Source organism: Enterobacter sp. RHBSTW-00901 (assembly GCF_014103115.1).
GTDB lineage: Bacteria > Pseudomonadota > Gammaproteobacteria > Enterobacterales > Enterobacteriaceae > Enterobacter > Enterobacter cloacae_P.
Genome location: NZ_JABXPB010000001.1, coordinates 3,474,980 through 3,488,658 on the forward strand (window position 1 = coordinate 3,474,980; position 13,679 = coordinate 3,488,658).

General features: G+C 59.6%; 13 protein-coding genes. 8 read left to right on the forward strand and 5 right to left on the reverse strand.

The annotated features are described in order from the left end of the window. Positions 1–9: 9 nt before the first annotated feature. From HV318_RS16750 to HV318_RS16765, 4 genes are all read right to left on the reverse strand, one after another. Complete coding sequence (locus HV318_RS16750; RefSeq protein WP_182273590.1) at positions 10–1,611, reverse strand: APC family permease; 1,602 nt, start codon at positions 1,609–1,611, stop codon at positions 10–12. An 11-nt stretch (positions 1,612–1,622) separates the two neighbouring features. Beyond that, positions 1,623–3,230 (reverse strand): aldehyde dehydrogenase (NADP(+)), encoded by a 1,608-nt coding sequence (locus HV318_RS16755; protein WP_182273591.1) that lies wholly within the window; start codon positions 3,228–3,230, stop codon positions 1,623–1,625. Positions 3,231–3,244: 14 nt separating this feature from the next. After that, the gene (locus HV318_RS16760; protein WP_182273592.1) at positions 3,245–4,165 is read right to left on the reverse strand and encodes a dihydrodipicolinate synthase family protein; all 921 of its coding nucleotides are present in this window, start codon (positions 4,163–4,165) and stop codon (positions 3,245–3,247) included. Between the two features lie 138 nt (positions 4,166–4,303). Further along, positions 4,304–5,119, reverse strand: a complete 816-nt coding sequence (locus tag HV318_RS16765; protein WP_182273593.1) for an AraC family transcriptional regulator — start codon at positions 5,117–5,119, stop codon at positions 4,304–4,306. Between the two features lie 308 nt (positions 5,120–5,427). Here HV318_RS16765 and HV318_RS16770 point away from each other — a divergent pair, with 308 nt between their 5' ends. From HV318_RS16770 to HV318_RS16785, 4 genes are read left to right on the forward strand one after another with little or no spacing between them, the layout of a single operon-like run. Continuing rightward, a complete protein-coding gene (locus HV318_RS16770) occupies positions 5,428–6,369 on the forward strand; it encodes a 4-hydroxyproline epimerase (protein WP_182273594.1) in 942 nt (313 codons plus the stop codon). After that, positions 6,366–7,469 carry an NAD(P)/FAD-dependent oxidoreductase gene (locus HV318_RS16775; RefSeq protein WP_182273595.1) on the forward strand — a complete coding sequence of 368 codons (1,104 nt, stop codon included), beginning with the start codon at positions 6,366–6,368 and terminating at the stop codon, positions 7,467–7,469. The genes HV318_RS16770 and HV318_RS16775 overlap by 4 nt, the downstream gene beginning before the upstream one ends. After that, entirely contained in the window at positions 7,466–7,720 is a 255-nt protein-coding gene (locus HV318_RS16780; protein WP_182273596.1) for a (2Fe-2S)-binding protein, read from the forward strand. The genes HV318_RS16775 and HV318_RS16780 overlap by 4 nt, the downstream gene beginning before the upstream one ends. After that, positions 7,707–8,963, forward strand: a complete 1,257-nt coding sequence (locus tag HV318_RS16785; protein WP_182273597.1) for an NAD(P)/FAD-dependent oxidoreductase — start codon at positions 7,707–7,709, stop codon at positions 8,961–8,963. The genes HV318_RS16780 and HV318_RS16785 overlap by 14 nt, the downstream gene beginning before the upstream one ends. Before the next feature lies 1 nt (position 8,964). On the opposite strand, the gene hpaR is transcribed toward HV318_RS16785, so the two are convergent. Further along, the gene (hpaR, locus tag HV318_RS16790; protein WP_182273598.1) at positions 8,965–9,408 is read right to left on the reverse strand and encodes a homoprotocatechuate degradation operon regulator HpaR; all 444 of its coding nucleotides are present in this window, start codon (positions 9,406–9,408) and stop codon (positions 8,965–8,967) included. A gap of 269 nt (positions 9,409–9,677) precedes the next feature. Here hpaR and hpaG point away from each other — a divergent pair, with 269 nt between their 5' ends. The 4 genes from hpaG to HV318_RS16810 are packed head-to-tail and all read left to right on the forward strand — an operon-like array spanning position 9,678 to position 13,661. Then, a complete protein-coding gene (hpaG, locus tag HV318_RS16795) occupies positions 9,678–10,955 on the forward strand; it encodes a 4-hydroxyphenylacetate degradation bifunctional isomerase/decarboxylase (protein ID WP_182273599.1) in 1,278 nt (425 codons plus the stop codon). Next, positions 10,952–12,418, forward strand: a complete 1,467-nt coding sequence (gene hpaE, locus HV318_RS16800; RefSeq protein ID WP_182273600.1) for a 5-carboxymethyl-2-hydroxymuconate semialdehyde dehydrogenase — start codon at positions 10,952–10,954, stop codon at positions 12,416–12,418. Before hpaG ends, hpaE begins: the two co-directional genes overlap by 4 nt. A 1-nt stretch (position 12,419) precedes the next feature. Continuing rightward, positions 12,420–13,271, forward strand: a complete 852-nt coding sequence (gene hpaD, locus HV318_RS16805; protein WP_182273601.1) for a 3,4-dihydroxyphenylacetate 2,3-dioxygenase — start codon at positions 12,420–12,422, stop codon at positions 13,269–13,271. Positions 13,272–13,280: 9 nt separating this feature from the next. Then, positions 13,281–13,661: a 5-carboxymethyl-2-hydroxymuconate Delta-isomerase gene (locus HV318_RS16810; protein WP_182273602.1), complete on the forward strand. Its 381-nt coding sequence runs from the start codon at positions 13,281–13,283 to the stop codon at positions 13,659–13,661. Positions 13,662–13,679 lie beyond the last annotated feature (18 nt).

The window sequence follows — 13,679 nt, forward strand, 5'->3', positions numbered from 1 at the left end:
CGACACCTCTTACTCTTCTTCGTCCCCGGTAAAGTTAGCCTGCGGCAGGCAGGTTCGCTCGCCCCAGTAGTAAATTCCCAGCGACATCACCGCCACGATGACTGTATCCCACGGATGCGCAATCACTCCCGAACCACCAAAGCTGCCAAGCCAGGAGAAGAGCATAATCAGCGCGTAGAAGGCGATAAGCCAGAGGGACGATTTCACCTGCTGCGCCAGGCTGACGGTATGCACCGGCACTTTAGATTTGCACAACACGTAGACCACAAACATCACAATTTGCAGCCCCAGCAGCCACGACAGCGTGCCCCAGCCAGACCAGAACACAATCAACGCCGAAATCACAAATGACACCGGGCCGATCACCCCGAAAGCGCGCACGCGGAACGGGCGCGGCAGATCCGGCGCATTACGGCGCAGCCCCGCCGCCGTGACCGGTGCAATGGCATAGCTCAGCACCAGCGCTGCCGACACCACGCTAATCAGCTGTTCCCATGACGGGAACGGCAGCGTCCAGAAGATAGACATCGCGAAAGTCAGCCACAGCGCCGGACGCGGAATGCCTGACTCTTTATCAATGTGGGTGAATGCCTTAAAGAACGTCCCCGCTTTCGCCCAGCCATAAATCACGCGCGGCGTGGCGTTCATATAGATATTGCCAGTGCCGCTTGGGGAGACAATCGCGTCACACACCACCATAAATGCCAGCCAGCCCATCCCGAGCGTAATGGCGATATCCCGGTACGGCAGCGAAAACTGCTTGCTGATCTCCGCCCAGCCGCTACCCAGCATCTCCGTCGGAATACTGCCGAGAAACGCCAGTTGCAGCAGCACGTAGATAATCGTCGACAGCACCACCGACAAAATCAGCGCCACCGGGATGGTACGCTGCGGGTTCTGCACTTCGCTCGCCACCGAGATGATTGGCGTCAGCCCCAGGTAGGCAAAGATTATCCCCCCCGCGCTGATCGCCGCTTCCACGCCCGACATGCCAAACGGCGCAATGCCCTGAACGTGCAGGTTCTCAGGCCTGAAGAAGGTAAACAGGGTGACGACGACCGCCAGTGGCACCAAAAACTTCAGAATACTGATGATGTTATTGGAGCGGGCGAACGTTTTCACACTGTAGTAGTTCAGTCCGAAGAAGAAACACAGCAACAAAAACTGCACCCCCCAGCCCAGTAGCGTCGGGTCACTCGACCCGGGCTGAGTCAGCATCGGGAACCAGGCTGCCGCATACTGGCGCGCGGCCACAATCTCGATAGAGATCAGGCTGGAGAACGCAATCAGCGTAATAAAGCCGAGCAGATAGCCCATCAGCTCACCGTGGGAGAACACCGGATAACGGATAATCCCCCCGGCGCGGGGCAGCGCGGCCCCCAGCTCACAATAGACAATCCCCAGCAGCAGAACCGCAATCCCGCCGATGACCCACGAGGCAATCCCCGCTGGCCCGGCAATGGATGCCACATGGCTTGCAGCAAACAGCCAACCGGAGCCGAAGATCGCCCCAAGACCGATAAACGTCAGGTCGGTGAGCGTGAGCTGCTTTTTAAATTTCCCCGACTCAACAACGCGGGACTGTGTTTGATGCGTAGAGTGGATCGTCATGGTCAAGCCCTTCAGTCAACAGAGGGGGAAATGGCTTCCCGGGTCCACTGCCCGTTAATCTGGCGCAGCAGGTTCAGGGGGTTGGCATCCTGGACAGCAGGCGGCAACAGTGCGGCAGGCACGTTTTGCAGGCACACCGGGCGCAGAAAACGCTCAATGGCTTTTGTCCCTACGGAAGTACCGCGTGAGTCAGTGGTGGCAGGCCACGGACCGCCGTGTACCATCGCATCGCACACTTCCACCCCGGTCGGATAACCGTTAAACAGCACGCGCCCTGCTTTTTCGCTCAGGGCAGGCAGCAGGCGCTGCGCCAGCGGCCCGTCGTCAGATTCCGCGTGAACCGTCGCAGTCAACTGGCCCGGGATGGCGCGCAGAATAGACAACAGTTCAGCCTCGTCAGCCACCTCCACCAGCACCGCCATCGGGCCGAACACCTCATGCTGTAACAGTGGATCCTCTGCCAGCAGCAGCGAAGCCGGAGCCTGATACAGCCGGGCCTGTGCGCAGCCTGTGGCCGATCCGTCAGCTCCCGCCAGCCGCTGAATAGCGGGATGCGCCTCAAACGCGCTGACGCCTTCCTGATAGTGCGCCAGCGTCGGGGCATTCAGCATGGTCTGTGCCGGAGCCTGATTCACCGCCGCCTTCAGCGCCTGAGTGAAGCGGGTAAAACCCTCCCCCCGCAGGGCGAGGATCAGCCCCGGCTTCGTACAAAACTGCCCACAGCCCAGGGTGAAGGAGGCCACCAGCTCATTTGCCAGCGTCTCTGCCCGGGTAGCTAACGCCTGAGGCAGAATCATCAGCGGGTTAATGGCTGACATTTCCGCAAAGACCGGAACAGGCTGCGGACGCTGCTGCGCCAGCTGCCACAGCGCCTTGCCGCCGCGCAGTGAGCCGGTAAAACCGACCGCCTGAATAGCCGGATGGCGAACCAGCTCAGCCCCAATGTCGGTGCCGAAAATCATGTTAAAAACGCCCGCAGGCAGCGACGATTTATCAACTGCGCGCACAATGGTCTGCGCGGTCAACTCCGCCGTTGCCATATGTCCGGGATGCGCTTTCACCACCACCGGACAGCCTGCCGCCAGTGCAGAAGCGGTATCGCCTCCTGCCGTGGAAAAGGCCAGCGGGAAATTGCTGGCACCGAACACCGCCACCGGGCCCAGCGCGGTCAGATACTGGCGCAGATCCGGGCGCGGCAGCGGCTGGCGTGCAGGCAGCGCGGTATCAATACGCACGCCAAAGGTGTCACCCCGGCGCAGCACACCCGCAAACATCCGCAGCTGATTGCTGGTACGGGCGCGCTCTCCCTGCAGCCGTGGCAGCGGTAGCGCCGTCTCCTGGTGAGCTATCGCGAAAAAGTCCTCGCCGAGTAAATCCAGCTCGTCGGCGAGGGTATCGAGAAAGCGGGCGCGCACCTCGGGTGAGGTCTGCGAAAAGACAGGGAACGCCTGCTCAGCCGCCAGTGCCGCAGCGGCGACCTCCTCGCGGGAGGCCGGGAAGAAACGGTATCCGGTCGGCTCATTGTCAGCGGCACGCAGGCCCGGCAGCGTCGCCTCACCGCTTGCCACGCGGCGTCCGGCGATAAACTGCTGGCCTGATATGCAGAGAGATAAAGTCATCGTCGTTCCTTTTCTCAGAGGCCTACGTCCGGCAGCTGCGGTCGGGTCGCCAGCGCCTTCTCAACAACCGCCACCACGTGCGCACGGGTCTCCCCTTCCAGCGCTAAACGCGGTGGACGGGTAATGGCACTGCCGCGTCCCAGCAACTCTTCGCAAAGCTTAATGCACTGCACCAGATCCGGACGCGCGTCCAGATGCAGCAACGGCATAAACCAGCGGTAAAGTGCCATCGCCTCTTCGTACCGCTGCTGCTTCGCCAGGCGGAACAACGTCTCCCCTTCACGTGGGAAAGCGTTCGACATCCCGGAGATCCAGCCTTCCGCCCCAACGGCAATACTCTCTACCACCACGTCATCCAGCCCGGCAAACAGCACAAAGCGGTCACCAACGGCGTTACGCAGGTCGGTAAAACGGCGGGTATCGCCGGAGGAGTCTTTGAAGCAGACGATGTTGTCGCAGTCGGTGAGCGTCGCCAGAATGTCCGGCGTCACGTCGTTTTTGTAGATTGGCGGGTTGTTGTACACCATGATCGGCAGGTCGGTGGCGGTCGCCACGCTGCGGAAATGGGCGGCAGTTTCATGCGGCTTAGAGGAGTAAACCAGCGCAGGCATCACCATAATACCGTCAACGCCCACGCGCTCAGCCTCTTTCGCCATCTTCTGCGCAAACGCGGTGGTGAATTCAGCCACCCCGGCAATCACCGGGATCTGACCGCCCGCCGCGTCTTTCGCCACCTCGATAATCTGCAGCTTTTCCTGCGTGGTCAGCGAGGTGTTCTCCCCCACGCTGCCGCACACCACCAGGCCGGAAACACCATCCCTGACCAGGTTTTTCATCACTGCATGGGTGGCATCCAGATCGAGAGAGTAATCGCTACGAAACTGGGTAGTGACTGCCGGAAATACACCGCTCCAGTGAATGGCTTTCTTGCTCATGTTCAGTTCCTTGTCGTCAATTTGTTAAATCAAAGTGAATGAATGGTGAACATTCACTGACAGATTGACGTTTCAGGCGACCGACGGCTTGGTGGTTTTCCTCCCCTTTGATGACGAAATTAGCACAGTGAGTTTGTCTTACCCGGCCAGCGTGATGCGAAAATCACGCGGCGTAGAGCCGGTCATCGCTTTAAACTGGCGGCTAAACGCGCTGTGATCGGTATAACCACATTGCAGGGCAATATCGGTAATCGGCGTATCGCCGGCCAGCAGCTCGGTGGCCTTTTCCAGCCGCACCTTGTGGATCATCTGGCGTGGGGTGAGGTGAAAAATGCGCTTACAGTAGCGTTCGATCTGCGCCACCGACATGCCGCTCAGCGCGGTCAGCTCTTCCATCGCGATTGGCCGGTGGTAATGGTTGCGGATATGCTCATCGACAATCGCCAGCCGCTGCCACGCCGGGTGACGCGCCTGCGCTTCCTGCAAGTCGTGCGAAATGCCTGCCATGCCGATCACCTGGCCCTGCGCATCCCGAAGCGCCAGCTTCTGAGTCAAACACCAGCCGCGCTCACGACCATTGTAGAGATGCATCTCCAGCTGATCGCGCAGGGTCACCCCCTCACGCAACACCCGCATATCCTGTTCGGTATACCCCTGCCCCAGCGCGGAAGGGAACACATCGGCAGAGGTTTTGCCCAGCAGAGAAACAACGTTCTTAAACCCACAGCGGCGTGCCAGGGTCATGTTGACCATCAGATAGCGCGCCTGCACGTCTTTAACAAAAAACACCACGTCAGGAATGGCATTGAGCAAGGGTGCAATCAACGCTATCGCATTCAGCAACATCTGGATATCTTCCGGACGCTGGCGCGCCAGCCCTTCACATATCTGGCTGAGTTCAGACACTTCCAGCACCGGCGACGGAGCCAGCACATCATCAATAACACAGGACATAACGCTTCCTCCCGATTAGTGAGCTGGATCTTTATTAACTTTTCATTAACTCATCAAGCCCCCATGCTGCGTTTTGCGATCCTGCCGCAGGTTTGTCATTTCCTCTGTATCATCCACTGGCGCAGTCCCCTTTTTTGGCTTACCACACCATCAACAGAATGATTAATAAGAAATAAATATGAATTTCACTTAAGAATGAAACCGGTCACTGTGCTGATTTCGTCATTTCCGGTGACGAAAGCGATCAAGCCGGAACGTCAGGCTTACGCCAGCATTTAGCAACAAGATTTTAACTTCCCGGAGATCCCATGACAGCGCAGCACAGTGAACTGAGAGTAATTGACTCCCACACCGGCGGCGAACCCACCCGCCTGGTCATCGACGGTTTTCCGGATCTGGGAACAGGCAGCATGGCCGAGCGCCGGGCGCGCTTTGCCCGCGATTACGACGACTGGCGTAAAGCCATCATCCTTGAGCCACGCGGTAACGACGTGCTGGTCGGAGCCCTGCTCTGTGAGCCAGTTTCACCGCAGGCCACGGCGGGGGTCATCTTCTTCAACAACTGCGGCTTTCTGAACATGTGCGGCCACGGCACTATCGGGCTTATTGCCTCGCTGGCCTGGCTTGGGCGCATTCAGCCAGGCCGACACGTGATTGAAACCCCGGTGGGTGACGTTACCGCTACGCTGCACGAAGATGGCAGCGTCTCAGTCGAAAACGTCCCGGCTTATCGCTGGCGTAAGCAGGTGCAGGTAGAAACCGCCCACGGCACGGTCACGGGCGATATCGCCTGGGGCGGCAACTGGTTCTTCCTCGTCAGCGATCATCCGTTTGCAGTCACGCCGGATAAGCTCCCTGAATTGACCGAATACGCCTGGGCAATCCGTGAAGGGCTAGAACATGCAGGTATTCGCGGCGAACATGACGGCATTATCGACCATATCGAACTGTTTGCTGAGGATACCCATGCGGACAGCCGCAGCTTTGTACTCTGCCCCGGTAAAGCCTGGGATCGCTCGCCCTGTGGCACTGGTACCAGCGCCAAGCTGGCCTGTCTGGCGGCGGATGGCAAACTCAGGCCCGGAGAAACCTGGCGACAGGCGAGTATCATCGGCAGCGAATTTACCGCCCACTACGTGCCGCATGGCGACAAAATCGTACCGACGATCCGCGGTGAGGCGTGGGTCTGCGGTGATAACCGGTTGATCCTCAATGCTGGCGATCCGTTCCGCTGGGGGATCGCGCTGTGATCGAAAGTGACGTGATTGTCATCGGGGCCGGGATTATCGGCGCGGCCTGCGCCTGGCAACTGGCAAAGCGCGGGCAACGGGTCACGCTGGTCGACGACGGCAACGCCGGGGCGACGGCAGCGGGTATGGGTCACCTGGTCTGTATGGATGACGACCCCGCCGAACTCACCCTCTCTGCCTGGTCTCTGGCACGCTGGCGGGAACTGACCCCCCGGATGCCGGAAAGCTGCGCCTGGCGCGGATGCGGCACCCTGTGGCTGGCGGAAACTGCGCAGGAGCTTGCGCTGGCAGAGGAAAAACAGCAGCGGATGGCACAGGTCCAGGTCACCAGCGAGATGCTCACCCGCGAGCAGCTTGCCGCACGCGAACCCCTGCTCACCTCCCGGCTCACCGGCGGGCTGTGGGTGCCCGGTGACAGTATCGTCTACGCACCGAACGTCGCCCGCTGGTTTATTGACGATGCCGGCGTCACGCATCTTCGTGATAGCGCCCTCTCTGTCGAGGCTCCTTACGTCACCCTGCGCAGCGGTGAACGTCTGCGTGCGGGCGCTATCGTCATCGCCTGTGGTCTGAATGCCAACACGCTGCTGGAGGAAAACTGGCTCAGGGCGAAAAAAGGCCAGCTGGCGATCACCGACCGTTACGGCCCGTTGCTCAGCCACCAGCTAGTGGAGCTGGGATACGGGGCCAGCGCCCACGCAGGCGGAACGTCGGTGGCGTTTAACATCCAGCCTCGCCCCACCGGACAGTTACTGATTGGCTCTTCCCGCCAGTTCGATAACACGGACCGCGAGCTGGATCTCCCCTTGCTGGCACAAATGCTGGCGCGCGCACGTCATTTTTTACCCTCGCTGGAGAGCCTGAATATCATCCGCTGCTGGAGCGGTTTTCGCGCTGCATCGGCAGACGGCAATCCGCTCATTGGCCCGCATCCCACACGTCCGGGTGTCTGGCTGGCGCTGGGTCATGAAGGGCTGGGCGTCACGACGGCCCCCGCAACCGCCGAGCTGCTTAGCGCGCAGATCCTGGGCGAGCGCCCGGCGGTTTCCCCAAACGCCTGGCTTCCCGCACGGCTGTACAAACAGGAGGCCATCGCATGACGATCCTGAACATGATTATCGACGGCCAGCCCTGCGAGGTTCCCGTTGGTATCAGCATCGCGGCAGCACTGGCTCTGATGGGCAACGGTGTCACACGCCACTCGGTCAGCGGCGAACGGCGAGCGCCCTTCTGCGGAATGGGAATATGCCAGGAGTGTCGCGTCACGGTAAACGGATGCCGGGTGCTGGCCTGCCAGACGGAATGCCAGCCCGATATGGTGATTGAAAGGAGCCAGTATGCGAATGTTTGACTGCGAAATTCTGATCCTCGGCGCAGGGCCAGCCGGGCTATCGGCGGCGCTGGCCGCCGCACGCTGCGGAAAATCGGTCATGGTTCTTGACGACAACCCGCGTCCTGGCGGGCAAATCTGGCGCGATGGCCCGCAGGTCTCGCTGCCCCGACGGGCCCGTCGCCTTCGCCTGGCAGTGGCAGAACAGCCGCGCATTACGCTGCTGAACGGCGCGCGGCTGATTGCCCGTCCTCACGCGCATTCCATTGTTTTTGAAACCGCAGATGGCTGCGGAGAGATCCGCTGGCAGCGGTTAATTTTATGCTGCGGTGCGCGCGAGCTTTCGCTGCCGTTTCCCGGCTGGACGTTACCCGGCGTGACGGGAGCCGGAGGGCTACAGGCACAGATTAAACATGGCCTGTCGCTCAACGGCGAACGGGTGATCATTGCCGGAAGCGGCCCGCTGCTACTGGCGGTCGCCAGCACGGTGAAACGCGCGGGCGGAAATATCGTTGCCATCATCGAACAGGCTCCGGTGAGCGCGCTGGCCCGCTTCGCGGCGGGGCTTTGGCGCTGGCCTGAAAAACTGCGCCAGCTCGGCGAGCTTTTCCCCGCCCACTATCACCCGGCAAGCCAGGTTATCCGTGCGCAGGGTGTCTCACATCTGCACTCCGTCTCCGTACGTCATCAGGGAAACACCCGGGAGATCGCCTGCGACAGGCTGGCTATCGGTTACGGACTGGTGCCGAACCTTGAACCCGGATTGATTTTTGGCTGCAAAACGGAAAATCAGGCAATTTGGGTTGATGCAGGGCAACGCACCAGCGTGCCGGATATCTACGCCGCAGGGGAATGCACCGGCTTTGGCGGCAGCGAGCTGGCGCTGGCGGAAGGGGAAATAGCGGGTTATATCGCGGCGAATAATCCCGAAAAGGCAGCAAAAGCCATCGCCGCCCGTGCCCGCTGGCAACGTTTTTCCCGGGCGCTACATACCACCTTTGCCTTACCGGACGCGCTAAAAGAGGTTGTCACTGCGGATACGCTGCTCTGCCGCTGCGAGGACGTGCGCTGCGGCGATGTGCAAAATGCCGAAAGCTGGCAGGCGGCGAAGCTCGCATCACGCTGTGGGATGGGTGCCTGCCAGGGAAAAACCTGCGCCACCAGCGCCCGCTGGCTGTACGGCTGGCCGCTGCCACAACCGCGCGAGCCCCTTTCCCCCGCGCGTATCGACACGTTGATCCACCTGGCAAAACCGGAGGGCTGAATTATTCCTCTTCCCCGCGCTCTGCAATATGGCGATTGCCGAGCGCGATAAACTCTTCCAGCAGCGTCGTCAGTTGCTTCATCTTCTCCGGCGTATATTCCGCTTCAATGTGCTGATACGCCTCTTCCACCTGCGCCTGTGCGTGCTCATACAGCACATTCCCCTCTTTGGTCAGCGACACGTACAGCTTGCGCTGGTCATTCACCGGCTTTAAGCGCAGCACCAGACCGTCGCGCTCCATGCGCGTGAGAATGCCCGTCAGGCTCGGACGCAAAATGCAGGTCCGAAACGCCAGGTCGTGAAAATCCATCGACGGGCTTTCTGCCAGCACGCGCACAATCCGCCACTGCTGTTCGGTCAGATTATGCCGCTTCACAATCGGGCGAAAGTAAGCCATCGCCGCTTCCCGCGCCTGCAACAGCGCGATGGTTAATGAGTCATGCATAGCCTCTCCCCGCCAATCATTAACAAGTAAACAATTTAAAAAAGATGTTTTTATAAACAACACGTTTTACATCAAAAAGTCTAACAGAAACCAGTCAATTTTATTAACAGAATGATTTATATAGAATTTAAAATTGATATGTAAATTTATTGTTACTCATATCACAATTTCTTCACTTCTGATTGCGAAACAAACAGCAAAAGCATAAAATCAGATCATTAACATATTAATGAAATCACAACCCGGATCCCCGGCCTGAGGAGTAGTCAATGAAAGGTACTGTTTTTGCCGTGGCGCTTAACCATCGCAGCCAGCGTGATGCCTGGGGCGACGCGTTTGAAAAAGCCCCTTATCACACCCCACCTAAAACGGCGGTATGGTTTATCAAACCCCATAACACCGTGATCCGCGCAGGTGAACCCATCCCGTTTCCGCATGGGGAAACGGTGTTAAGCGGTGCAACGGTGGCTCTGGTGGTCGGCAAAACGGCCAGCAAGGTACACGTGGAAGACGCTGCGGAGTACATCGCCGGATACGCGCTGGCCAACGAGGTGAGCCTGCCGGAAGAGAGCTTTTACCGCCCGGCGATCAAAGCCAAATGCCGTGACGGCTTCTGCCCTCTGGGTGAGCTTGTCGCCGTTGATAACGTCGATAACCTGACCATCATCACCGAGATCAATGGCCGCGAAGCCGACCACTGGAACACCGCAGATCTGCAGCGTAACGCGGCCGAACTGCTGAGCGCCCTGAGCGAATTCGCCACCCTCAACCCCGGCGATGCCATTCTGATTGGCACGCCACACTCGCGCGTGGCGCTGCGCCCCGGCGATCGCGTGCGCATCCTGGCGAAAGGGTTCCCGCCCCTGGAAAACCCGGTGGTTGAGGCGTGCGACGTCGCCACCGTTCAACGCCCACACCCTCACGCCACGCTGTTTGCGCTGGGCCTGAACTACGCCGATCACGCCAGCGAGCTGGACTTTAAGCCGCCGACTGAACCGCTGGTGTTCATCAAAGCACCGAACACCTTTAACGGCGACAACCAGACGTCGGTACGCCCGGACAACGTCGACTACATGCACTACGAAGCGGAGCTGGTGGTGGTGATCGGCAAAACCGCACGCAAGGTCAGCGAAGCCGGGGCGATGGACTATGTGGCGGGCTACACGGTGTGTAACGACTACGCCATTCGCGACTACCTGGAAAACTACTACCGCCCGAACCTGCGGGTGAAAAGCCGCGACGGGTTAACCCCCATCAGCCCCAACGTGGTGCCCAAAGAAGCTATCCCCGACCCGCACAACTTAACCCTGCGCACCTTCGTTAACGGCGAGCTACGCCAGGAAGGCACCACGGCGGATCTGATCTTCAGCATCCCGTTCCTGATTGCGTACCTGAGCGAATTTATGACCTTACAACCGGGCGACATGATCGCCACCGGCACGCCAAAAGGCCTTTCCGACGTAGTGCCTGGCGACGAAGTGGTGGTGGAAGTGGAAGGCGTTGGCCGCCTGGTGAACCGAATTGTGAGTGAGGAAACGGCAAAATGAAAAAGATTAACCATTGGATCAACGGCAAAAACGTAGCAGGAAGCGACTACTTCCACACCACTAACCCGGCCTCCGGCGAAGTGCTGGCTGAAGTGGCCGCCGGCGGTGAAGCAGAAATTAATCAGGCGGTTGCGGCGGCAAAAGAGGCATTCCCGAAATGGGCCAATCTGCCGATGAAAGAGCGCGCACGCCTGATGCGTCGTCTCGGGGATCTTATCGATCAAAACGTCCCTGAGATCGCCGCAATGGAAACTGCCGATACTGGCCTGCCGATCCACCAGACCAAAAACGTGCTGATCCCGCGCGCCTCGCATAACTTCGAGTTCTTCGCCGAAGTGTGCCAGCAGATGAACGGCAAAACCTACCCGGTCGACGACAAAATGCTCAACTACACCCTGGTGCAGCCCGTTGGCGTCTGCGCGCTGGTGTCGCCGTGGAACGTACCGTTTATGACCGCCACCTGGAAAGTCGCACCGTGTCTGGCGCTGGGCAATACCGCGGTGCTGAAGATGTCTGAACTTTCGCCGCTGACCGCTGACCGTCTGGGCGAGCTGGCGCTGGAAGCGGGTATTCCGGCAGGCGTGCTAAACGTGGTGCAGGGCTATGGCGCAACGGCGGGCGACGCGCTGGTACGCCATCACGACGTGCGTGCCGTCTCCTTTACCGGCGGCACTGCCACCGGACGCCGTATCATGCAGAACGCCGGCCTGAAAAAATACTCAATGGAGCTGGGGGGAAAATCCCCGGTGCTGATTTTTGAAGATGCCGACATTGAGCGCGCACTGGATGCCGCCCTGTTCACCATCTTCTCCATCAACGGCGAGCGCTGCACCGCCGGTTCACGCATCTTCATTCAACAGAGCATCTACCCGGAGTTCGTAAAGCGCTTTGCCGAACGCGCCAACCGTCTGCGCGTGGGCGACCCGACCGATCCGAACACCCAGGTTGGCGCACTGATAAGCCAGCAACACTGGGAAAAAGTCTCCGGCTATATCCGTCTCGGCATTGAAGAGGGAGCCACCCTGCTGGCAGGCGGCCCGGACAAACCCACCGATCTGCCCGCGCACCTGAAAGGCGGCAACTTCCTGCGCCCGACCGTGCTGGCAGATGTCGACAACCGCATGCGCGTGGCGCAGGAAGAGATTTTCGGGCCGGTGGCCTGCCTGCTGCCGTTTAAGGACGAAGCGGAAGGTCTGCGCCTGGCCAACGACGTGGAATACGGCCTGGCGTCGTACATCTGGACGCAGGACATCAGTAAAGTGCTGCGCCTGGCGCGCAATATCGAAGCGGGCATGGTATTCGTCAACACCCAGAACGTGCGTGACCTGCGCCAGCCGTTTGGCGGCGTGAAGGCCTCCGGCACCGGGCGTGAAGGCGGTGAATACAGCTTCGACGTGTTCGCAGAGATGAAAAACGTCTGCATCTCGATGGGCGACCATCCCATTCCAAAATGGGGAGTCTGATATGGGCAAGTTAGCGTTAGCGGCAAAAATTACCCATGTTCCGTCGATGTATCTTTCTGAGCTGCCGGGGAAAAACCACGGTTGCCGTCAGTCGGCCATCGACGGCCACAAAGAGATCAGCCAGCGCTGCCGCGAGCTGGGCGTCGATACCATTATCGTGTTCGACACCCACTGGCTGGTGAACAGCGCCTACCACATCAACTGTGCGGATCACTTTGCAGGGATCTACACCAGCAACGAGCTGCCGCACTTTATCCGCGACATGACCTACGACTACGACGGCAATCCGGCGCTGGGTCAGCTGATTGCCGACGAAGCGGTGAAGCTCGGCGTGCGCGCCAAAGCGCACAACATCCCGAGCCTGAAGCTGGAGTACGGCACGCTGGTGCCGATGCGCTACATGAACAGCGACAAGCACTTCAAAGTGATCTCCATCTCGGCGTTCTGCACCGTGCACGACTTCGCCGACAGCCGCAGGCTGGGTGAGGCCATCGTCAGCGCCATCGAAAAATACGACGGCACCGTGGCGGTGCTCGCCAGCGGCTCGCTGTCACACCGTTTTATCGATGACCAGCGCGCGGAAGAAGGGATGAACAGCTACACCCGCGAGTTCGACCGTCAGATGGACGAGCGCGTGGTGAAGCTGTGGCGCGAAGGCCAATTCAAAGAATTTTGCAGCATGCTGCCGGAGTACGCCGACTACTGCTACGGCGAGGGCAACATGCACGACACAGTGATGCTGCTGGGGATGCTCGGCTGGGATAAATACGACGGCAAGGTGGAGTTTCTCACCGAGCTGTTTGCCAGCTCCGGTACCGGTCAGGTCAACGCCGTTTTCCCGCTGCCCGCGTAAGGAACCCCTATGCCGCACTTTATTGCTGAATGTACTGACAACATCCGCGAACAGGCTGACCTGCCGGGGCTGTTTGCCAAAGTGAACGACGCACTTGCCGCCACGGGCATCTTCCCGCTCGGCGGTATCCGCAGCCGCGCGCACTGGCTGGATACCTGGCAGATGGCCGACGGTAAGCACGATTACGCGTTTGTGCATATGACGCTGAAAATCGGCACGGGGCGCAGCCTGGAGAGCCGGGAAGCCGTGGGGGAGATGCTGTTTGAGCTTATCAAAACGCACTTCGCGGAACTGATGGCAAACCGTTATCTGGCGCTGTCGTTTGAGCTCGACGAGCTGCACCCGACGCTCAATTACAAACAAAACAACGTGCACGCCTTGTTTAAGTAATACCGTCCCCTCTCCCTT